The organism is Kitasatospora sp. NPDC002227 (genome assembly GCF_040296285.1).
In the GTDB taxonomy this organism is placed as follows: domain Bacteria; phylum Actinomycetota; class Actinomycetes; order Streptomycetales; family Streptomycetaceae; genus Kitasatospora.
The window spans coordinates 62,794-82,233 of record NZ_JBEOWY010000026.1 but is presented as its reverse complement, the minus strand read 5'-3'; the positions used below and the strand labels follow the sequence as shown (position 1 = coordinate 82,233).

Sequence of the window (19,440 nt, the reverse complement as noted above, 5' to 3'; positions counted from 1 at the left end):
CGGGCCGCCGGAAGAATCGCTGTCTGTTCCTGACATCACCGCCCCGCCGAGGAAAGGTGGCGCCTTGCCAGGCCCCGACGTCTTCCGCACCGAGAACCGACTCCCCGACCCCGACCGGCCCCGCAGGCGGACCTGGCGCCGCGCAGTGGCGCACGGCCTGGCACTCAGCCTCGCCGTGGGTGCGGCGCTGCTGCTGCCCGGCCAGGCCGTCGCGGCCGGGTCGGTCTACCCCGACGCCGTCGAGCTCGGGTCGACGACCAACCCGGACTGGATGAAGAACATCTCGGGCCGGACCCCGCTCTCCGCGATGTCCATCCCGGGCACGCACGAGACGCTCGCCATCCACGGGATCGAGCTGTCCAAGGCCCAGCAGGACTTCGGTGACAGCGCCGCCACCCTGGCCACGCAGCTGGAGCACGGGATCCGCGCCATCGACATCCGGGTGCGGGTCACCGAGGGCAAGTACTTCGTGGTCCACCACGGCGCGCAGTACCAGTACGCCAACTTCACCGACGTGCTGAGCAAGACCCAGGGCTTCCTGCGCCAGCACCCGGGCGAGACCGTCCTGATGCGGTTGCGGGCCGAGTGCCCCCGGCCGAACAACTCCGTCAAGGACTGCACCAACGACCCGTCGACGGTCAACGACACCGATATCAAGAACATCTTCGACCGGTACGCCAACACGGACTTCCCCGGCCTGTTCTACGGCCCGTCGGTCAACAGCGCGGCCAAGACCGACATGCCCGTCCTCGGGGACGCGCGCGGCAAGATCGTGCTCACCACCTTCGACAACCTGAGTGCCCAGTACGGCGTGAAGTCCTTCGGCGACCACACCGAGGACGACTACGACGACCCGGGTATCAACAAGAAGTACGACGAGGTCCGGGCCAACCTGGAGCAGGCGGTCGCCGCACCCGCCGACCAGACCTGGGTGACGTACACCTCGGCGAGCGGCATCGGCGCCTCCCCGATGACCTACGCGGGCGGCAGCGGCTGGGACACCACCCATCAGCGGCCCGCGGTGGTGGGCGTCAACCTCAGGCTGATGTGGTACCTCAACGGCGGCGGCGGGAACGGGCGCCTCGGGATCGTCATGATGGACTACCCCGGCTGGGCGCTGATCGAGGACATCGTCGCCCGGAACAGCGGGAGCGTCGTCAAGGGCGGGCACCAGGCGATCTGGCAGGTCAACGCCGACAAGACCTACGTCGACAGCAGGTTCGGCAAGTGCATGGTGCGCGGGCCGGAGTTCGACAGCTCCAAGACCGGCGGGCTGGTCACCCAGCGCACCTGCCAGTCCTCGCCGCCCAGCAGCCACCAGTGGAGTGCCGTGAAGCCCTCGGCCTACGACGGCAAGGGCTACTTCTGGATCAAGGCCGCCAACGGCTCCTGCCTGACCGCCCCGTACAACAACGGCACCCCGCCGCCGGCCGGGACCCAGCTGTTCTGGTGGGGCTGCGAGACCCGCTGGTTCTCCGGCAACCAGCTGTGGAACGTCATCCCGACCCCGCTGCGGGTGGGGAACAAGGACACCATGGCCTACAAGTTCATCAACCAGTGGACGGGCCTGTGCCTGTCGGTGGACCCGGCCACCGCGGCCACCTCCGGCGGCAAGGTGACACTGGACTCCTGCCCGGGCTGAGGCGGGCCGGGGTAACGGATTTCCTTTCTGCGGCACACTCCCGTAGGGTTGGGTTCACCGACGCGGGGTGGAGCAGCTCGGTAGCTCGCTGGGCTCATAACCCAGAGGTCGCAGGTTCAAATCCTGTCCCCGCTACTCAGTAGCAAATGGAAGGCCCGGCAGATTCGTCTGCCGGGCCTTCCGTCGTTCTCGCTCGTTCCCGGACGTAAATCCGTTGCACCTGTTCCTGCGCGTGCCTACTGTGGGGGCATCGAAAGAGAAGGGAGGTGATCCTGAGTTGAGTACCTCTACGACTGCGTCCGTGTGCGCGGCTGACTCGCTCGGGCGCGCCTCCGTGGAGTTCGCGGCCTAGTCCTCGGTGACGTGGTCCGCAGCCTCCACGGCGGAGATGCGCAGAAGTTGTCGGGCCCCCGGTGCCCCCTCATGGTGAGGGCCCGGGGGCTTCGGCATTCTCGCTCCGGCGTTCTCGCTCCGGCGTTCTCGCTTCGGCGTTCTCGCTCCGGCGTTCTCGCTTCGGCGTTCTCGCTTCGGCGTTCTCAGAGGTGGTCCTCGATCGCCTTGGCCAGGCGGCGCAGGCCCTCCTCGATCTCGTCCGGGGCGTGGGTGGTGAAGGACAACCGCAGGGCGCCCTGGTCCGGCGCGGCGACGAAGAACGGCGCCCCCGGCACGTACGCGACCTCGTGCTCGACGGCCGTGGCCAGCAGCGCGGTGGCGTCCAGCCCGCCGGGCAGGGTGACCCAGAGGAACATGCCGCCCGCCGGCTGGTTCCAGCCGCTGCCCGCCGGGAGGGCGGCGGGCAGGCCGGCCAGCATCGCGTCCCGGCGCTCGCGGTAGGCGCTGCGGATCTTCGCCACGTGGGCGTCGAGGTCGCTGTCGCGCAGGTAGCGGGCGGCGGCGGCCTGGTCGACGGTCGAGGTGTGCAGGTCGGCGGCCTGCTTGGCGATCACGCAGGCGCGGCGCAGCGCGGCCGGGGCGCGGAGGTAGCCGAGCCGCAGGCCCGGGGCGAGGATCTTGGAGAAGGAGCCGAGCAGCGCGGTGCGGTCGGCGGCGGCCGGGTCGGCCGCGATCCAGGGCTCCGGCTCGCCGTCGTAGCGCAGTTCCCCGTACGGGTCGTCCTCGACGATCCAGAAGCCGAGGTCGGCGGCCACCTGGGCGACGGCGCGGCGGCGCTCGCCGGGGAGGGTGCGGCCGGTGGGGTTCTGGAAGGTGGGCACCAGGTAGAGCAGCTTGGGGCGCTCGCGCCGGGCGATCTCGGCCAGCGCGGCCGGGTCGATCCCGTCCCCGTCGGTGGGCACCGGCACCACCTTGGCCCCGGCGAAGCCGAAGCACTGCAGGGCGGCCAGGTAGCACGGGTCCTCGACCAGCACGACGTCGCCGGGCTCGAGCAGGGCGGTCGCCAGCAGGGCGAGCGCCTGCTGCGAACCGGTGGTGACCAGCAGGTCGTCCGGCCCGGTGGCCAGGCCGCGGCCGGTCAGCCGGGCGGCGACGGCCGTCCGCAGGTCGAGGTCGCCCTCGGTGGTGGAGTACTGCAGAGCGCGCTGGGGGTTCGCGGTGAGGACCCGGTCGTACGCGGCGCGCAGGCCCTCGACGTCGAACAGCTCGGGCGCGGGCAGGCCGCCGGCGAAGTTGATCACCTCGGGGCGGGCGGTGAGCGCCAGGATCTCCCGTACGGGCGAGGGGCCGACTGCACTGACCCGGGCGGCAGTTGGGGGCGGGGGCGTGACTGGTCGCATGCGCCTCACCCTAGGGCGGATCGGGGGCGCGCACAGGAGGGCGACCAGGATGTGGGCAGTTCCTGTCAGCGCTTCAGGGACTACCATCCGGTGTCCGGGCACGGGATTTCGGGGAGGCTGCGGTGACGATCGACCGGGACGGGGAGCTGGCCCCCGCGGTACAGGCAGGGTTGGCGGCGGTGCTGGCCGCCGGGCTGGCGGGGGTGGTGCTGTTCACCGCCTCGGCCCAGGACTGGGCGCGGGCGCTGGGCGGTTCGCTGATGGTCGCGGGCGGCTGCGTGGTGGCCGGGGGCCTGCTGGGCTTCCTGTTCGGCATCCCCAAGGTGCTCACCAGCGGCGCGGCCGCGCACCCGGACGACCTGCAGTCCACCTCGACCTCGAGCTACGCGCCCAACACCAACCTGGAGCAGGTCTCCGACTGGCTGACCAAGATCCTGCTCGGCGCCGGGCTGACCCAGCTGGTCACGCTGCCGCACCGGCTGCGGCAACTGGGCGACGCGCTGGCGCCGTTGGTGGGCGGCGGGGCGGGAGCGGCGCAGTTCGCGGCGGCGCTGGCGGTGTACTTCGCGGTGGTGGGCTTCGTCTCGGGCTGGCTGCTGACCAGGCTGCGGATGGCCCGGGCGCTCACCGTGGCCGACCGGGAGACGCTGGCCGACTCGGTCAACCAGACTGCGGTGGCGGCGGGTTCGCTGTCGGAGGCCGGAATCGGGCCGGAGCAGGTGCGGACGATGTTCGACACCGGGGTGCAGGGCCTGCGAATCCAGGCCCTGGCGCTGCTGAAGGGCCGCCCGGACACCGGCGCGGTGGACCTCATCCTGCGGGCCCTGCACGACTCCCTCTCCTCCTTCGAACTCCTGCAGGCCCTGCAGGCGGCCCGCGCCGTCCTCGACGCCGACGGCCTGACGCCCGACCAGCTCGCCGAGATCCGCACCGCCGTGGCCAAGAAGATGGCCAACTCCCGGACTGTCCCGCCGCGTTCGCGCCGCCGCGCGGTGGCGGAGGAGATCCTCCGCCACGTCCCGGCCCAGCGCCCGGAGCCGGCGGAACCCGCGAAGCAGCCGACAGAGGCGTGAGCTGCAGCACGGCGGGCCGGGCGGGTGCGAGGATTTCACCATGGCCGAGTTTCGCATTCCCGAGCGCCACGCCCAGCTGCTGGAGTTCGCACAGAGCCTGACGCCGCCGTCCGGGTGGAAGGTCGAGATCTCCGGCGACGAGATCATCATGATGGCCGGGCCCTCGGTCATCCACCAACGGAACCTGCTCGTGGTCCGGGAACAGTTCGACGCCCATCGGCCGGCCGGTCTGATGCCCAGCGAGAACACCGACCTGGCCTCCCCGAGCGTCGGGAAGCTCCGCAATCCTGACCTGACCTACATCCCGCTGTCCGCGGTGGAGCTCGGGGGCAACGAGGTACCGGCCGAGCTCGCCGCGATCACCGTCGAGATCGTGTCGGCGTCGAACCCGGAGAACGACCTGGTCGGCAAGGTCCGCGACTACCCGCTGATGCACATTCCGCTCTATCTGCTGATCGATCCCCGGGACGGGCGGATCACGCTGTTCTCCGATCCGTCCGACGGCTCCTACCACCGGCAGTGGACGGGGAAGTTCGGCGACACCGTGCCGGTCCCGGAACCGTTCGGGTTCGGTCTCGACACCGCCGGGCTGATCCGCTACCCGGCCTGACGGCTCCTGGAGGCCCGGGTCAGGAGCAGGACGGTGCGGGTGCGGCCGGGGGCACCCGGGCGGGGCAGGGCGATCAGGCGGCTGGCTACGTGGTGGTGGCGCAGGGCCGCGCGGAGCTCGGGCAGGTGGGGGCAGCGGCGGCCGGTGCCGTCGTGGAGGGGGTAGATCCTGGCTTCGCCGTCAGGGGCGGTGACCCGGACGAGTTCGAGCAGGCCGGCCAGCTGGGCGGCAGGCGGGAAGAGCTCGGGGTAGGCGAAGAGCAGGTAGGAGCTGAGGGTCAGCGCGAAGGAGCCGTCCGCGAAGGGCAGGTGCGGGAGCGCGGCGGCCACGTAGCGGGAGGGGTGGCCGGTGGCGTCGGCCTCGAAGAGGCGGCGGGCTCGGTCCCAGCCCCGGAGGTAGCGGGCGGGCTGCTGGTGCCGCAGCGGCGGGTAGAGCTGCGGGGCGGCCGCCATCGCGGCGGCCATCGCGGCGCGGCCCTCACGGGCCCGGGCGGCGAGGGTGGCTATCGGCGCCGCGTACGCCGGATCGGTGGCGATCACCTCGACCCCGAGGGCGCAGGCCTCGGCCACCAGTCCGGCGGCGCCGCCGGGGCAGTCGAGGATCCGGCCGGGGACGGCGCACAGCTCGCGGCGGCTCAGGCCGAAGAGCTCGCAGTACTCGTCGAGCGGGCGGGAGGTGACCAGCACGGCAGGCCCCCTGGGGGTGGCGGGACAGGCGCAGCCCATCGCACCACGCCCCCCGGGGGCCCGCATGTGGGGCGCGTCAGCCCAGTCGGCTCAGGAGAAGATCACCGAGCGGAGCTTGAGCCGGTCGCCGAGCTTCTTGCCGGGGTTCATGACGTAGAAGGTGTCGCCGTTGCAGTCGGAGTCGAGGAAGACCGTGGCGGTGGAGTTGGTGAAGTTCTGGGGGGCGTAGGCCGGGTCCGCTTCGGTCGCGCCGTCCAGGTTGAGGCAGACGCCGCTCTGCGGGTCCGCGAGCACGGCCTCGGCGCCCGGAGCGACCTTGTAGAGGAAGTCGCCCGTGGCGGCGTAGGACGAGGTGGGCATGGACAGGGTGAGCAGCAGTGCGCCACCGAAGGCGGCGAGGGAGGTGCGCAGACGCATGGGGACAGAACCTCTCGGTCATGGTGGGTGCGTGCGCAGCTCACCCTAGGTAGCCGGATCGGTGCGGAAACGATCCACTCGGCGACGAAAGGCGCGTTCGGCTCCGGTGCGCCGGGAAACCGATTTCGCTTTCCGGGCACCTGTCGCATAGAGTGAAGTCACCGACGCGGGGTGGAGCAGCTCGGTAGCTCGCTGGGCTCATAACCCAGAGGTCGCAGGTTCAAATCCTGTCCCCGCTACTCAGTAGCAACGGAAGGCCCGGCAGATTCGTCTGCCGGGTCTTCTGCGTGCTCGGGGTCAGAGCGCGCCGAGCAGGACCCGGACGGCCAGGCGGTGGACGCTGGTCAGGGCGCGGATCAGCAGCGGGGAGAGGAAGACCAGGAGCAGCCCGAAGGCGGAGAAGCCGGCTATCTGCCACGGGGAGCTCAGGTAGTAGCGGTGCTCACCGCTCCCGTTGCTGAAGTCGAAGAGCTGCAGGCCGGGCCAGGGAGTCCAGCGGGCGATCGCCCAGTGGTAGGCCGGGTAGAGCGCGGCGGCCCAGCCCACCGAGAGCACGACCGTGGCGGTGACGAAGGCGAAGACCGCGTACGGGAACATCACCAGCTGGTAGATCACCGCGCGCCAGCCCGTGCCGTCGGCCAGCCGGGCGGTGACGGCGCCCCAGAAGCCGGGACGGCTGGGGCGGACCGGTGCGGGGGCGGGGACGTCCATGTCGAGCAGGGTGCGGGCGCGCAGCCGCTCCATCGCGCCGAAGCCCCGGGCGCTCGCCAGCAGCAGGCCCAGCACCGGCAGGCCGACCACCGTGACCAGCAGGCCGGCGCCGACCGAGAGCCCGGTGATCGCCAGCACGAAGGCGGCCGTCGCTATCGGGAAGGCCGTCAGCACGAAGCCCAGCTCGCGGTACGTCGCCCCCGCGAACGGCGCCTGCAGGAACGAGGGCGCGGGCCGACGCCGGTACGGGTACTGGCTGGTGTCGAACAGCGCGGTGCTGGGCTGCGTGGTGCTCATGGTCGGCCCCCTGGGCTTGGCTTCGTGGTCCTCGCTACGTCCTCCACGATGCCGTGCCGGCCTGGGTCAGCACATTGGAGCAGGCTGCCGGATTCATGGTGGGGTTCTCCCTACCTCCGTCCGGGTGAGGACGCCCCCTCGCGCTCCCCGGAACGCCAGGCGCCGCGCGGCCACTCGGTCTCCAGCAGGGAGTACTGGAGCGCGTCGTACCAGCGGTTGCGCAGGAAGAGGTCGTGCCGGATCCGGCCCTCCAGCTGGAAGCCGGCCCGGGTGAGGACGCGGGAGGAGGCGGTGTTCTCCGGGTCGACCCGGGCCCAGAGGCGGTGCAGGCCGAGCGGGCCGAAGGCGAAGTCGCAGATCAGCGCGGTGATCTCCCCGGCGTAGCCGTTGCCCCAGGTGTCCTTGCGCAGCGCGTACCCCAGGAAGGCGGCGCGGTTGCCCTCCAGGCCGAGCGCGACGTTGCCGATCGGGACGGCGTACTCGGGCTCGCCGTCGGCCAGCCGGGTGACGGCGAGGCGGTAGACCGTGCGGGGCTCGGCCTCGGCCTCGTCGAGGAAGTGGACGATCTGGTCGGCGCAGTGCTCGCGGTCGCGCGGCTCGAAGGGCAGGTACTTGGCCGTCTCCGGGTCGCCGAAGACGGCGTGCAGCGAGTCCACGTCCTCGGGGGTGTGGTGGAACTCGCGGATCGCCAGCCGGGGCCCGAGCAGCCGCACCGGGCCGCTCGCCGCCGCAGGGTTCACGTCCACCGGTTCCTCCTCCGCCGTCTGCCGAGCCACCGACGATACCGCCGCCCGGCCGACCCACCGGATACCGTACGCAGGGTGAACGTCGAAGACCTGCAGCTCACTCCGCACACCCGCACCGCCGATCTGCTCGCCTGGGCGGCCGAGGCGGGCCACCCGCCGCTGCCCGAGTCCGCTGTGCGGGCGGTGCTGACGCTGCTCGAGCTCGGCGACGCACACCTGCACGACGGGTGGCCGGAGCTGAGCTCGCCGGTGGTGGAGCAGCTGCTGTACGAGCGGATGTACCTGTACGTGCAGCCGGCGGCCGAGCCGGAGGCGTACGGGGAGGCGGTGCGGCTGCTGATCGACCGTCAGCGGGCGGCCCGGCGGCTGAACGCCAAGCGGTGGGAGCGGCTGCACGCGGAGGCGGAGTGGCAGGGGGAGCTGCTGTGCGGGCTGCTGCGGCAGCCGCACCTGGTGACCTGGCCCCGGCTCTACACCCTGCTGCTGCGGGCGGCCGGGGTGGACGAGGGCGACCCGGCGGCGGTGCGGGCCTGGCTGGACGCCTTCGGGGAGCTGCCCGAGGCCGATCGGCTGGCGGCCTTCGGGGCGCTGGAGGAGGACGGCACGCTGGACTGGGTCGGCGGGGACGGCGGCTGGGGGCCGACCCGGGTGATCTCGGTGGGCATGGCCACCGACGGCGCCCGGCTGCTGCTCGAGCAGTGGCTGATGCGGCGCAGCTACGACAACCTGGCCGACAGGCAAGCGCTCGGCCTGCCGATGCCGGACGAACTCTCCGGCGACTACCCCGAGTTCGAGGCGGCCGTGGCCCGGGAGGCGCTGCGCCTGCTCGGCGAGTGGACGGTCCCGGGCCTGCCGGAGCTGCTCCTGGAGTACCCCGCTCTCGCCCCCGAGCCGGGCTCGGCGGAGATCGAGGCGTACCTGGCCGCGCAGGAAGCAGCCCAGGAGGCGGCACAGGGCGACGGCGAGGAGTAGGGGGCGGCTAGGGCCTGTCCGGCCGGTCTTGTCGGATCAGCGCGCGGCGTCGGGGGCCCGGCTGGGCGTGTGCCCGAGTCACCCTCGTACCGGGTCGTACTCGGGTGATTCGGGCGTGCGTCCAGGCGGGATTCCCGGCGTCGCGCGCCCGGCAAGACCGGCCGGACAGGCCCTAGGGCTGGAGGCCGTGGGCCTGCAGCCAGGGCAGCGGGTCGACCGGGGCCGCGCCGGCCGGGCGGACCTCCAGGTGGAGGTGCGGGGCGGCGGGGGCGGCACCCGGGCGCGGGCCCGGGGGGTTGCCGGTGGCGCCGACCCGGCCGAGCTGGGTGCCGGGGGCGATCGGGCCGGAGGCCACGGTGATCGCGGAGAGGTGGCAGTACCAGAGCTCGGTGCCGTCCGGCAGGGTCTGGATCACCCGGTAGCCGTACGCGCCGGACCAGCCCGCCGAGCTGACGGTGCCCGCGGCGACGGCGACCACCGGGGTGCCGGTCGGGGCGGCGAAGTCGAGGCCGGTGTGCAGCTGGGACCAGTACGAACCGGACTGCCCGTAGTGGGCGGTGAGCGCGTAGCCGCTGACCGGCAGGGCGAAGCCGTCGGCCACCGGCTGCTCGGCGGGGGCCGGGGTGGCAGCCGGGGCCGGGGCCTGCTGGGTCTCGGCCTGGGTGGCGGCCCGCTTGGCCTCGGCCTCCTGGGCGGCGGCCAGCCGGGTCTCCTCCGCGGCGGTGCGGCTGCCGTCGGCCTGCTGCTGGATGCGGGCGGCGAGCGCGAGACCCGGGTCGGCCGTGACCGGGGCTTCGTCGGGGGTGGTGACCGGCGCGGTGGGCGCGGTGGCGGCCGCGGCGAAGCCGGTGGCGCCGAGTGAGGCGGCCATCGCGGTGACGCCGATCAGCGGGCCGCCGACCCGGGCCTGGCGGGGCATCCGGTGGCGGGCGCCTTCGTCGGCCGTCGGCATGACGAGCTCGTCCAGCAGGTGGTCGGCCGGGCCGGGGGCCACGGGGGAGTGCGTCGACGCCACGGGAGGCGCGCTCCTTTCCTTCCTTCGCGCCTACCGGGTTAGCTGACGGGTTCGGAGCAGGAAGGTCTCCTACGGCCGGGCGGGCCCGGCTGATTCACCCCAGTGGAACGTGGTTCCCCGGCTCCCGGGCCCACCGGTGAGGGCGGGTCCATGGATTAGGCGACGGCGCACGGTGCCGTTTCGGGTACGGCGTTGCCGACCGCGCTGCGTTATCAAACGTTAATCCGAGTGGCCCCTGATTCCAAGCCACTGAACATCTCGGTCCAGACCTCTGACATGTTTCGAGCGGTTAGGACCGATTTGCCCACTGCCCGGACGGGCAACGGTTGAGTATCCGTACTCAGGTGCCGCGCGCGGGAGTTGGCGATCCTGGATGACATGACCACACAGCTGCAGAGCCGGACCACCTCCGCCTACTACCTCCAGGCCATCCTGTCCTTCGGCCTCGCCAGCGCCGCGCTCGCCATCGGCATCGCCTATCTGCCCGTCAGCTCCTGGGTACGCGGATTCCTGGCCGTCGGCCTGCTCTACGAGATCACCTCGGCGTTCACGCTGGCCAAGGTGATCCGCGACCGGCAGGAGGAGGGCGCCCTCACCAGCCGGGTCGACCAGGCCAGGCTCGACAAGCTGCTGGCCGAGCACGACCCCTTCCGGGTGGACGCCGCCTGAGGTGGGCCCCACTACTCCTGGGCGGCGGCGCGCTTGGCCGCGAAGGTGACGCCACCGGAGGACCAGTGGGTGGCGGGGATCTCCTCGATCGCGACCCAGATGTTCTCCGCGGCCACGCCGGTGATCCGGGCGTAGGCGGCGGTCAGCTCGCGGGTGATCGCCGCGTTCTGCTCGTCGGTGCGGCCGGACAGCTGCTTGACGTTGATGAACGGCACGAGGGCTCCTTGGCTGCGTCGGATCGACGGCGTCGAACGGGTCCCGAGACGGTACCCCACGGCGGCGAGCGCGACGGCGCGCGTCCGAGGGCTTGACGGCTAAGGCTATTAGCCTTAGCTTTATGGCTATCAGGCACAGCGCACCGGCCACGAGGAGAACGCAGTGAACGCCACCGTCAACGCGCCCAGCACCGCCGCCACCCAGTACCTCGACCTCCCCGGCGGCCGGATCGCCTTCGACGACAGCGGCTCCGGCGAGGGCACCCCCGTCCTGCTGCTGCCCGGGATGCTCGACTCCCGCCAGGCCTACCGGCACCTGCGCCCGCTGCTGCTCGCGGCCGGGCACCGGGTGGTCACCATGGACCTGCGCGGCTTCGGCGAGTCCTCGATCGAGTGGGACGACTACTCCCCCGCCGCGATCGCGACGGACGCGCTGGCCCTGCTCGACCACCTCCGCATCGAGCGGGCCGCCCTGGTCGGCAGCTCGTACACCGCCGCCTCGGTGGTCAAGGCCGCCGGGCTCGCCCCCGAGCGGGTGGCCGGGATCGCGCTGATCGACGGGTTCGTGGAGAACCTGCCGGCCAACGCCCTCCAGCGCGTGATGGTCAAGGCGCTCGGGCACACGGTGCTCCGGTTCCCGGCGTTCTGGGGCCTCTACCTGCGGAAGATGGCATTCCCGACCGCCAAGCCGGCCGACCACGACGCGTACGTGGCCGGGCTGGTCGACGCCCTGCGCACCCCCGGGCGGCGGGTCGCCACCCGCGGCTACGTCTTCGGCGACTCCGCGCCGGTCGGCTGGGGCGCGGACGTGCAGAGCCCGGCGCTGGTGATCATGGGCGAGAAGGACCCCGACTTCCCCTCCCCCGCCGCCGTCGCCGAGCGGCAGGCGAAGGCGCTGAACGCCCGGACCGTGCTGATCGAGGGCGCGGGCCACTACCCGATGGCGGAGTTCCCGCAGGCCACCGCCGAGGCGCTGCTGCCCTTCCTGGCGGAGGTGGCCTGATGCCGCGCGCCGGACTCACCCCGCGGGCCGTGGTCGACCACGCCCTCGAACTCCTCGACGCCCAGGGCCCCGAGGGCCTGACGCTGGCCGCCGTGGCGGCGAAGGCGGGCGTGGCCACCCCCTCGCTCTACAAGCACGTGCCCGGCGGGCTGCCCGAGCTGCGGCGCCTGATCGCCGTCCGGGTCACCGAGGACCTGGCCACCGAGCTCGGCGAGGCCGTCCTTGGCCTCAGCCGCGACGAAGCCGTGGCCGCCCTGCTCGACGCCTACCTCGCCTACGCCGGGCGCTCCCCGTACCGCTACGCCGCCCTCCCCCAGGCCCCGCAGGACGACGCCGACCTGCAGCAGGCCGCCGCCCGGCTGGTCGGTGTGATCATCGCCGTCCTGCGCGGCTACGCCCTGGCGGGCGAGGAGGCCGTCCACGCCGCCCGCACCGTCCGCGCCATGGCCCACGGCTTCGCCTCCCTGACCACCGCCGGCGCCTTCCAGCTCGCGGCGGACCTCTCGGCCACCCGCGACCGCCTGACCCGGGTCCTGACCGAGGGCCTGCGGCACTGGCCGCCCGCCGGGAGCTGAGACCCGCCTCCGGCGGGGGACGCGAGGCACCCCGACCGTGGCGGCGGCGCCCGACGGGAGCTGAGTGTGTGTCGGTTGGTCACGACCGGTACGGATTTGGGTGGGAATTCGAGACCAATCCGACGCATGTTGTCCCTCAGACTGAGCACGTACTGTTCGGGAAGCAGCGGATCTCAGCAAGGGGTGTGGGCAGCATGACGCAGACCGCGCGTACCACCGGTCTCATCCCGGGCCAGCGCACGGCCTCGCCGGTGACGGCGACGGCCGGGGCGGTGCCGGCCGAGAGGGCGGGCGGCGCGGTGCGTCGGGCGTTCGAGGTAGCCCGGTCCGCGTGGCGGCTGCGGCCGGTGGCGGCCGGGCCGGTCCAGACGTACGGGGAGTCCGACGGGCAGTGACGCCCGCCTCCCCGGCTCGGAGAGCGGCGCGGGATAGATTGGGCGGATTGTCCGGATCGGTCCCGCGCGGAGGTGGGGGTGCCCGCAGTCACGACGGTGGCGCGGCAGGTGGGGCTGCGGCTGCGGCGCGGACCGCTGGGCCGGTGGCTGAGCCGGCTCCTGGACGGGGACACCGCCGCCGAGCGGACGGCCCTCGGCGTCCTCACCGGCCTGACCGGCCTGCTCACCTGGGTGTCGGTCCGCTGGCCGGACCTGTGCCCGCCCTCCACTCTGGTCTTCCCGGTGATCTGCGGCGGGTTCGTGCTGCACACCCGCCGCCAGCTGATGCTGATGGTGCCGGTCGCGGCCGGCCTGGTCATCGACTTCTTCGTCCGCACCCCGTACGGGCTGCGGCCCGGTTCGGCGATCGTGGTGGTGACCGCCGCGGTGCTGGTGCTGCTCACCTCGCGCTACCGCACCCGGCTCGGCCTGCGCGGCACCCGGGGCGACTCGATGCTGCTCGAACTCTCCGAGCGGACCAGGGCGCTGGGCCGGATGCCGGTGCACCTGCTGGACTGGCGGTTCCACCGGGCACTGGCCCCGGTGAGCGGGGCCTTCTTCTCCGGGGACTTCCTGCTCGCCTCGCACCGGGCCGAGCGTGACCTGCTCGAGGTCGTCCTGGTGGACGTCTCCGGCAAGGGCAGCCGGGCGGCCGCACGGTCGATGCACCTCTCCGGGGCGCTGGCGATGCTGCTCGGCTCGGTGCCCGCCGAGTCCTTCCTGCCGCGGGCCAACGACTACCTGTGCCGGCTGGACTGGGAGGACGAGTTCGCGACGGCGGTGCACCTGGCCCTGCGGCCCTCCAGCGGGGAGTACCGGCTGTTCCACGCCGGGCATCCGCCGGCCGCCCACTACCACCGGGCGCTCGGCGGCAGCTGGCAGCTGCGGGAGGCCGGCGGGCCGGCGCTGGGGATCCTGCCGGGGGCCTCCTTCCCCGCCGCGGGCGGGCAGTTGGAGCACGGGGACGCCCTGCTGCTGTACAGCGACGGGCTGGTGGAGGTGCCCGGCGAGGACATCGACGAAGGGATCGGACGGCTGCTCGCCGCGGCGGCCCCGCTGCTGCGCACCGGCGGCCCGGCCGACCCGGCGGCCGAGCTGCTGCGGCTGGTCGCCCCGGACGTCGCGGACGACCGGACGGTGGTCGTCCTGCGCCGCCTCGGCGCCGGGGCGTGAGCGGGCGGCCGGCCCCGGGCTCTTCGCCAACCGCCCGGGCCTGACACCCGATCCGGCCACCGGCGGGACACCGCTGGTGGGGCCGTCGCCGGACGGGCCCGAGCGGCCCGCCGATCCGCTGACCAGGCTGAGCAGTGGCTGGGAAGGTGGCCGGGAGATGGCCGAAACCCGACTACCGCTGCACGCAAGGGCCGAAAACCGACGCAATCAGGTCACTCAACGTCAGAACTGCTCACCCATGGATAGGATCATCGCCCTAGAATTCGCGGCGTGACGACGACTCAGTGGTTCAGCACCGCAGCCGGTGTGCTCGCCGCCCTCTCGCTGCTGGCCGCCGCCCGCTACCACGCGGTCGCCGCCAATCTGCGGGCCAGACTGGCCGAGCAGGGCGAGGAGAACGCCGCACTGCGGGAGCGGCTCCACGAGGAGAGCGCCCGCCGGGACGCCGAGAGCGCCGCCATCCTGCACGAACAGGAGCTCAACACCTCGACCCAGCGCGCCTTCCTGAGTGTCGCCCGACGGATCCTGGTGATGGCCCATGACCAGCAGGCCGGGCTGGACGAGATGGAGCGCACCCACGACGACCCGGCGCTGCTCGAGGGGCTGCTCAAGGCCGACCACGCCGCCGCCCAACAGGCCCGGCTGGCCCAGACCTTGGCCGTGCTCTGCGGCGCCCGCGCCGGGCGGCACTGGCCCGAGCCGGTCTCGCTGGAGGACGTGGTGCGCGGCGCGCAGTCGCGCATCCTGCCGTTCCAGCGCGTCGTGGTGCGCAGCCGGATCGAGACCGCCGTGGTCGGCGCGGCCGCCGAGGCGCTGATCCACGCGGTGGCCGAGCTGCTGGACAACGCCACCCGCTACTCCCCGCCCTCCACCCAGGTGTTCGTCACGCTGATGCCGGTGCACAACGGCGCCGTGATCGAGATCGACGACGGCGGGGTCGGCATGCCCGAGCAGGCCGTGGAGAAGGCCGCCAACGCCCTCGCGGGCGGCTCCACACTGGAGGTCTCCCGCCTCGGCGAGGTGCCGCAGCTGGGTCTGGCCGCCGTCGGGCGCCTCGCCGAGCAGTACGGCTTCCGGGTCACGCTCAGCTCCGCGCCCTCGCCCTACGGCGGGGTGCGGGTGGTGGTGCTGCTGCCGCACGCGCTGCTCACCGAGCCGCTGCCCAGCGGCCTGCCGCCGGTGCCGGACGGCATGGAGGAGCTGGTCACCCCGGTACTCCCCCAGCGCGGCCGGGGCGCGCACGCCCGCCCGGCGGGCGAGGGCCCCGTCGAACCCCCGCGCGCCCTGCCGCGCCGCACCAACCGCCGTGGCACGGCTCCCGTGCCACCGCCCGAGGACTTCGGCGGTGCCCCCGTGCCGCCGCGCTCGGCCCTGGAGGCGCAGACCTTCATGTCGCTCTTCCAGGCCGGCACCGCCAGCGGCCGGTCCGCCGCCAGCAAGTCGTACCAGGACCAGCAGTACGACGGCCCGCCGTACCCGGGCGGGCCGTACGAGGGCCTGCCGTACGAGACCGAACTCCCCCGACTTCCCCAGCGTCCCGGAGAACCCCATGACTCCCAGTCCTGATCTCGGCTGGCTGCTCGCCGACATCGTCAACGTCCCCGAGGTGCAGCACGCGGTGGTGGTCTCCGCCGACGGGCTGGAGATCGGCCGTAGCGAGCGGATCGAGCGGGAGGACGCCGAACGGCTGGCGGCGGCCTGCTCCGGCCTGCAGTCGCTGGCCCGCGGGGTGGCCCAGGGGTTCGGCGGGCACCGCTCGACCACCCGGCAGATCATCGTCGAGTACGGCGGCGGGTACCTGTTCCTGGTGGCCGCGGGCGCCGGGGCGCACCTGGCCGTGGTGACCGGCGAGGCCGTGGACGCCGGTCTGGTGGCGTACCAGATGCAGATGCTGGTCGAGCGGATCGGCACCCACCTGACCAGCCCGCCGCGCTTCGAACCCGCGGGCGGGGACGCCCGGTGAACGGTCCTGTCCGGCCGTACGTGATCACCGGCGGACGCAGCCGCCCGAGCCGGAACGTGCTGGCCCTGGAGAGCCTGGTCTGTGCCGCCCCGGCGGTGGTGACCACGGCGGACAGCGGGCTCGGCCGGGAGCACCGGCGGATCCTGGCGCTCTGCCGGGAGCTGCTCTCGGTGGCCGAGATAGCCGCCCACCTGGCGCTGCCGCTCGGGGTGGTGAAGGTGCTGATCGGCGACCTGTGGGACCTCGGCGCCGTCCAGGTCAGGCCGCCCGTCGAGCGGGCCGAGCGCCTGCCCGCGACCCTCCTGGAGGAGGTGCTCCTTGGCCTCCGCCAGCTCCGCTGAGACCAGCGCCGCCGAGCCGACCCCCGACTACCTCCCGGCCACCGTGCAGGGCGCGGTGAAGATCCTGGTCACCGGCCCGTTCGGGGTCGGCAAGACCACGCTGGTCGGCTCGCTCAGCGAGATCGCCCCGCTGCGCACCGAGGAGACCATGACGGCCGCCGGGGCCGGGGTGGACGACCTCACCGGGCGGCCGGACAAGACCAGCACCACGGTGGCGCTGGACTTCGGGCGGATCACGCTCAACTCCCGGCTCGCGCTCTACCTGTTCGGCACGCCCGGGCAGCAGCGGTTCTGGCCGCTCTGGGACGACCTCTCGCGCGGGGCGCTGGGCGCCATCGTGCTGGTGGACACCCTCCGGCTGGAGGAGAGCTTCGAGGTGCTCGGGCGCCTGGAGGAGCAGCGGATCCCGTTCGCCATCGCCGTCAACGCCTTCCCGCACAGCCCCACTTACCCGGAGCCGGAGCTGCGCGAGGCGCTGGACCTGCTGCCCGAGGTGCCGATCCTGGCCTGCGATGCGCGGGACCGCCGGGCCTCCTACGATCTCCTGATCGACTTCGTCGCGCACCTCCACTCGACCGCCGTCCTGGAGCCGCAGTCATGACCACTCCCCAGCCGAAGGCCGCGGCCGCCGCGCCGCCGCCGGGCTGTCCGGCACACCAAGCCCCGGTGGACGTCACGCCGTTGTACGGCAGCGCGGTGGCGGACGACCCGCACGGGCTGTACGCGCGGATGCGTGAGCGGCACGGCGCCGTGGCGCCGATCGAACTCGAGCCGGGCGTGGAGGCCTGGCTGGTGCTCGGCTACGCCGAACTGCTCGAACTCACCCGCAACGAGCAGCTGTTCTCCAAGGACTCGCGGCGCTGGCGGGTGCCCCGGGAGGGGCGGCTGAAGCCGGACTCCCGGCTGCTGCCGATGACTTCGTGGCGGCCGACCCTGCTCAACATGGATGGCGCCGAGCACCAGCGGCTGCGCGGCGCGGTGGCCCAGACGCTGGCCCGGATCGACCACCGGGAGCTGCGGGAGACCACCGAGAACGCCGCCAACAGCCTGATCGACAGCTGGGGCCCGGACGGCACGGCCGACCTGGTCAGCCAGTACGCCCGCCGGCTGCCGCTGCTGGTCTTCACCCGGCTGCTCGGCCTGCCCGCCGAGGCCGGGCCGCACCTGATCGAGCTGATCAGCCACTTCGTGGACAGCAGCGAGAAGTCGGTGCGGGCCAACGCCGAGTTCCAGGCCATCCTGGTCGACCTGGTCAAGCGCCGCCGGGCCGAGCCCGGCCAGGACCTCACCTCCTGGCTGCTGGCCCACCCGGCCGGGCTGAGTGACGAGGAGACGGTGCACCACCTGGTGGTGATCCTGGTCGCGGGCAACGAGACCACCATCAACTGGACCGGCAACACGCTGCGGCTGCTGCTCACCGACCGGCGTTTCCGCTCCACCCTGGCCGGCGGACGCCTCACCGTCTCCGACGCGCTGGACGAAGTGCTCTGGCGTGACCCACCGACGCAGAACTTCCCCGGCCGGTGGGCCACTTCCGACACCGTGCTGGGCGGGCAGTACATCAGCGCGGGCGATCTGCTGGTGCTCGGCCTGGCGGGCGCCAACGCCGACCCGGCGGTGCACGGCGCCGGCGGGCCGAACGCCGGGCACATCGGCAACCGGGCCCACCTGGCCTGGGGCGCCGGGCGGCACGTCTGCCCGGCCCAGCACCCGGCCCGCCTGATCGTCGAGACCGCCGTGGAGACTCTGCTCCACCGCCTGCCCGACCTCCAACTGGCGGTACCCGCGAACGAGCTGTCCTGGCGCCCGTCCCCGTGGTCCCGCGCACTGGTCTCACTGCCGGTGCTCTACAGCGCGTTCACCCCGCCTCGCACTCCCGCCCCGGAAAGGCCCGCATGGACTCCACCGACCTCCGCACCTCGGACGACCTCCACCCCCACCGGCTCGACGCCTTCGGAACCGACCAGCACGGAGAGAACATCCGACTCCGCGAAGCCGGGCCGGTCGTCCTGGTGGAGCTCCCTGGCGGGGTGGTGGTCTGGGCGGTAACCCACCACGAGACCCTCCAGCAGGTTCTTGCCGATCCCCGGATCGGCAAGAACCCCCAGCTCTGGAGCACCATGCGGGAGGGCCGTCTGCCCGCCGACTGGCCGCTGCTGGCCTTCGTCACCGTGCCCGGCATGGTCACCTCCGACGGCGAGGACCACCGGCGGCTGCGCGGGCTGGTCAGCCAGGCCTTCACCCCGCGCCGGATCGCCGGACTGCAGCCGCGAATAGCCGAGTTGACCGCCGAGCTGCTGGCCTCACTCGCCGAGGAGGGCGAGTTCGACCTGCGCGAGCGGTTCGCCTACCCGCTGCCGATGCGGGTGATCGGCGAGCTGCTCGGCCTGGACCTCGACCAGCAGCACGAACTGCACGTGCTCTCCGACACCCTGGTCTCCAGCTCCGCCACGCCCGAGGCCGCCGCGGCCACCCGGGAGGGGCTGTACGCGCTGCTCGGCTCGGTGGTGGCCGCCAAGCGGGCCGACCCGCAGGACGACCTGACCACCGCGCTGATCGCCGCCCGCGAGGCGGACGACCGGCTGAGCGAGCACGAGCTGGTCGGCACCATGCTGCAGCTGCTGGTGGCCGGACACGAGACCACGCTGAACCTGATCACCAGCGCCGTGCGCGCCCTGCTGACCCATCCGGAGCAGCTGCAGCTGGTGCTCGACGGCAAGGCGGACTGGTCGGCCGTGGTCGAGGAGACGCTGCGCTACGACTCGCCCGTCGGCCAGTTCCCGCTGCGCTACGCGATGGAGGACATCGAGGTCGGCGGGGTGCTGATCCGCGCGGGCGAGGGGATCGTCGCCTCCTTCGCGTCCGCCGGACGCGACGAGCGGCAGTACCCGGCGGCGGGCAGCTTCGACCTCACCCGGGCGGACACCCGGCACCTCTCGCTCGGCCACGGCCCGCACTTCTGCCTCGGGGCCGGCCTGGCCCGGCTGGAGGCCGAGACGGCGCTGCGCGAGCTGTTCGCCCGCTTCCCCGGCCTGAGCCTGGCCCCGGGCCGGCCGGTCGAGCCGATCGCGTCCTTCCTGAGCAACGGCGTCCGGGCGCTGTACGTCCGGACGTGACGAGGGGGGCGGGATCCGCAGCGGATCCCGCCCCCTCGCAATCCCGGCC

At 73.1% G+C, this 19,440-nt stretch carries 22 protein-coding genes, 2 tRNA genes and 1 riboswitch; of the genes, 17 read left to right on the top strand and 7 right to left on the bottom strand.

Annotated features, from left to right (window positions below; translation table 11 throughout):
- The first annotated feature begins 64 nt into the window (after nt 1–64).
- Together ABT095_RS22845 and ABT095_RS22840 are read left to right on the top strand one after the other, a co-directional pair.
- Nucleotides 65–1,642 carry a phosphatidylinositol-specific phospholipase C domain-containing protein gene (locus ABT095_RS22845; protein ID WP_350531323.1) on the top strand — a complete coding sequence of 526 codons (1,578 nt, stop codon included), beginning with the start codon at nt 65–67 and terminating at the stop codon, nt 1,640–1,642.
- Nucleotides 1,643–1,703: 61 nt separating this feature from the next.
- Nucleotides 1,704–1,777: transfer RNA gene (locus ABT095_RS22840), tRNA-Met, on the top strand.
- Nucleotides 1,778–2,178: 401 nt separating this feature from the next.
- Here the strand turns inward: ABT095_RS22840 and ABT095_RS22835 are convergent.
- On the bottom strand, nt 2,179–3,375 hold the full coding sequence (locus ABT095_RS22835) for an aminotransferase-like domain-containing protein (protein ID WP_350531322.1): 1,197 nt from the start codon (nt 3,373–3,375) through the stop codon (nt 2,179–2,181).
- A gap of 122 nt (nt 3,376–3,497) precedes the next feature.
- Here ABT095_RS22835 and ABT095_RS22830 point away from each other — a divergent pair, with 122 nt between their 5' ends.
- The gene (locus tag ABT095_RS22830; RefSeq protein ID WP_350531321.1) at nt 3,498–4,448 is read left to right on the top strand and encodes a hypothetical protein; all 951 of its coding nucleotides are present in this window, start codon (nt 3,498–3,500) and stop codon (nt 4,446–4,448) included.
- A 40-nt stretch (nt 4,449–4,488) separates the two neighbouring features.
- Nucleotides 4,489–5,058 carry a Uma2 family endonuclease gene (locus ABT095_RS22825; RefSeq protein ID WP_350531320.1) on the top strand — a complete coding sequence of 190 codons (570 nt, stop codon included), beginning with the start codon at nt 4,489–4,491 and terminating at the stop codon, nt 5,056–5,058.
- Here the strand turns inward: ABT095_RS22825 and ABT095_RS22820 are convergent.
- Together ABT095_RS22820 and ABT095_RS22815 are read right to left on the bottom strand one after the other, a co-directional pair.
- Nucleotides 5,046–5,744, bottom strand: coding sequence for a class I SAM-dependent methyltransferase (locus ABT095_RS22820; RefSeq protein WP_350531319.1), 699 nt, complete (start codon nt 5,742–5,744; stop codon nt 5,046–5,048). The two genes, ABT095_RS22825 and ABT095_RS22820, sit on opposite strands and share 13 nt — an antisense overlap.
- 90 nt (nt 5,745–5,834) lie before the next feature.
- Complete coding sequence (locus tag ABT095_RS22815; protein ID WP_350531318.1) at nt 5,835–6,161, bottom strand: hypothetical protein; 327 nt, start codon at nt 6,159–6,161, stop codon at nt 5,835–5,837.
- A gap of 165 nt (nt 6,162–6,326) precedes the next feature.
- Here ABT095_RS22815 and ABT095_RS22810 point away from each other — a divergent pair.
- A tRNA-Met gene (locus ABT095_RS22810) sits at nt 6,327–6,400 on the top strand.
- A 58-nt stretch (nt 6,401–6,458) separates the two neighbouring features.
- Here ABT095_RS22810 and ABT095_RS22805 read toward each other — a convergent pair.
- Nucleotides 6,459–7,169: a sensor domain-containing protein gene (locus ABT095_RS22805; RefSeq protein ID WP_350531317.1), complete on the bottom strand. Its 711-nt coding sequence runs from the start codon at nt 7,167–7,169 to the stop codon at nt 6,459–6,461.
- 110 nt (nt 7,170–7,279) lie between these two features.
- Complete coding sequence (locus ABT095_RS22800) at nt 7,280–7,915, bottom strand: GNAT family N-acetyltransferase (protein WP_350531316.1); 636 nt, start codon at nt 7,913–7,915, stop codon at nt 7,280–7,282.
- A gap of 75 nt (nt 7,916–7,990) precedes the next feature.
- On the opposite strand from ABT095_RS22800, the gene ABT095_RS22795 reads away from it, so the two are divergent.
- Nucleotides 7,991–8,887 (top strand): hypothetical protein, encoded by an 897-nt coding sequence (locus ABT095_RS22795; protein WP_350531315.1) that lies wholly within the window; start codon nt 7,991–7,993, stop codon nt 8,885–8,887.
- 172 nt (nt 8,888–9,059) lie between these two features.
- Here ABT095_RS22795 and ABT095_RS22790 read toward each other — a convergent pair whose 3' ends face one another.
- The gene (locus tag ABT095_RS22790) at nt 9,060–9,902 is read right to left on the bottom strand and encodes a M23 family metallopeptidase (RefSeq protein WP_350531314.1); all 843 of its coding nucleotides are present in this window, start codon (nt 9,900–9,902) and stop codon (nt 9,060–9,062) included.
- Between the two features lie 13 nt (nt 9,903–9,915).
- Nucleotides 9,916–10,074, bottom strand: a riboswitch (cyclic di-AMP (ydaO/yuaA leader).
- A 206-nt stretch (nt 10,075–10,280) separates the two neighbouring features.
- Between ABT095_RS22790 and ABT095_RS22785 the strand changes: the two genes are divergently transcribed.
- Nucleotides 10,281–10,571, top strand: a complete 291-nt coding sequence (locus tag ABT095_RS22785; protein ID WP_350531313.1) for a YiaA/YiaB family inner membrane protein — start codon at nt 10,281–10,283, stop codon at nt 10,569–10,571.
- A gap of 11 nt (nt 10,572–10,582) precedes the next feature.
- On the opposite strand, the gene ABT095_RS22780 is transcribed toward ABT095_RS22785, so the two are convergent.
- Complete coding sequence (locus tag ABT095_RS22780; protein WP_350531312.1) at nt 10,583–10,786, bottom strand: tautomerase family protein; 204 nt, start codon at nt 10,784–10,786, stop codon at nt 10,583–10,585.
- Between the two features lie 163 nt (nt 10,787–10,949).
- On the opposite strand from ABT095_RS22780, the gene ABT095_RS22775 reads away from it, so the two are divergent.
- The 10 genes from ABT095_RS22775 (at nt 10,950) to ABT095_RS22730 (ending at nt 19,391) form a co-directional block, all read left to right on the top strand.
- The gene (locus tag ABT095_RS22775; protein ID WP_350531311.1) at nt 10,950–11,789 is read left to right on the top strand and encodes an alpha/beta fold hydrolase; all 840 of its coding nucleotides are present in this window, start codon (nt 10,950–10,952) and stop codon (nt 11,787–11,789) included.
- The gene (locus ABT095_RS22770; RefSeq protein ID WP_350531310.1) at nt 11,789–12,364 is read left to right on the top strand and encodes a TetR/AcrR family transcriptional regulator; all 576 of its coding nucleotides are present in this window, start codon (nt 11,789–11,791) and stop codon (nt 12,362–12,364) included. Before ABT095_RS22775 ends, ABT095_RS22770 begins: the two co-directional genes overlap by 1 nt.
- 194 nt (nt 12,365–12,558) lie before the next feature.
- On the top strand, nt 12,559–12,759 hold the full coding sequence (locus ABT095_RS22765) for a hypothetical protein (protein ID WP_350531309.1): 201 nt from the start codon (nt 12,559–12,561) through the stop codon (nt 12,757–12,759).
- 78 nt (nt 12,760–12,837) lie between these two features.
- Complete coding sequence (locus ABT095_RS22760) at nt 12,838–13,971, top strand: PP2C family protein-serine/threonine phosphatase (RefSeq protein ID WP_350531308.1); 1,134 nt, start codon at nt 12,838–12,840, stop codon at nt 13,969–13,971.
- 270 nt (nt 13,972–14,241) lie between these two features.
- Entirely contained in the window at nt 14,242–15,537 is a 1,296-nt protein-coding gene (locus ABT095_RS22755; RefSeq protein WP_350531307.1) for an ATP-binding protein, read from the top strand.
- A complete protein-coding gene (locus ABT095_RS22750) occupies nt 15,521–15,934 on the top strand; it encodes a roadblock/LC7 domain-containing protein (RefSeq protein ID WP_350531306.1) in 414 nt (137 codons plus the stop codon). Before ABT095_RS22755 ends, ABT095_RS22750 begins: the two co-directional genes overlap by 17 nt.
- Entirely contained in the window at nt 15,931–16,275 is a 345-nt protein-coding gene (locus ABT095_RS22745; protein ID WP_350531305.1) for a DUF742 domain-containing protein, read from the top strand. Before ABT095_RS22750 ends, ABT095_RS22745 begins: the two co-directional genes overlap by 4 nt.
- Nucleotides 16,253–16,876 carry a GTP-binding protein gene (locus tag ABT095_RS22740; protein WP_350531304.1) on the top strand — a complete coding sequence of 208 codons (624 nt, stop codon included), beginning with the start codon at nt 16,253–16,255 and terminating at the stop codon, nt 16,874–16,876. Before ABT095_RS22745 ends, ABT095_RS22740 begins: the two co-directional genes overlap by 23 nt.
- Nucleotides 16,873–18,324: a cytochrome P450 gene (locus tag ABT095_RS22735; RefSeq protein ID WP_350531303.1), complete on the top strand. Its 1,452-nt coding sequence runs from the start codon at nt 16,873–16,875 to the stop codon at nt 18,322–18,324. Before ABT095_RS22740 ends, ABT095_RS22735 begins: the two co-directional genes overlap by 4 nt.
- A complete protein-coding gene (locus ABT095_RS22730) occupies nt 18,288–19,391 on the top strand; it encodes a cytochrome P450 family protein (protein WP_350531302.1) in 1,104 nt (367 codons plus the stop codon). Before ABT095_RS22735 ends, ABT095_RS22730 begins: the two co-directional genes overlap by 37 nt.
- The last annotated feature ends 49 nt before the right edge of the window (nt 19,392–19,440 follow it).

Coding starts and splice junctions, on each gene's coding strand:
- ABT095_RS22805 (WP_350531317.1), bottom strand. CDS start 7,169: ATGAGCACCACGCAGCCCAGCACCGCGCTGTTCGACACCAGCCAGTAC.
- ABT095_RS22785 (WP_350531313.1), top strand. CDS start 10,281: ATGACCACACAGCTGCAGAGCCGGACCACCTCCGCCTACTACCTCCAG.
- ABT095_RS22815 (WP_350531318.1), bottom strand. CDS start 6,161: ATGCGTCTGCGCACCTCCCTCGCCGCCTTCGGTGGCGCACTGCTGCTC.
- ABT095_RS22750 (WP_350531306.1), top strand. CDS start 15,521: ATGACTCCCAGTCCTGATCTCGGCTGGCTGCTCGCCGACATCGTCAAC.
- ABT095_RS22825 (WP_350531320.1), top strand. CDS start 4,489: ATGGCCGAGTTTCGCATTCCCGAGCGCCACGCCCAGCTGCTGGAGTTC.
- ABT095_RS22765 (WP_350531309.1), top strand. CDS start 12,559: ATGACGCAGACCGCGCGTACCACCGGTCTCATCCCGGGCCAGCGCACG.
- ABT095_RS22735 (WP_350531303.1), top strand. CDS start 16,873: ATGACCACTCCCCAGCCGAAGGCCGCGGCCGCCGCGCCGCCGCCGGGC.
- ABT095_RS22770 (WP_350531310.1), top strand. CDS start 11,789: ATGCCGCGCGCCGGACTCACCCCGCGGGCCGTGGTCGACCACGCCCTC.
- ABT095_RS22835 (WP_350531322.1), bottom strand. CDS start 3,375: ATGCGACCAGTCACGCCCCCGCCCCCAACTGCCGCCCGGGTCAGTGCA.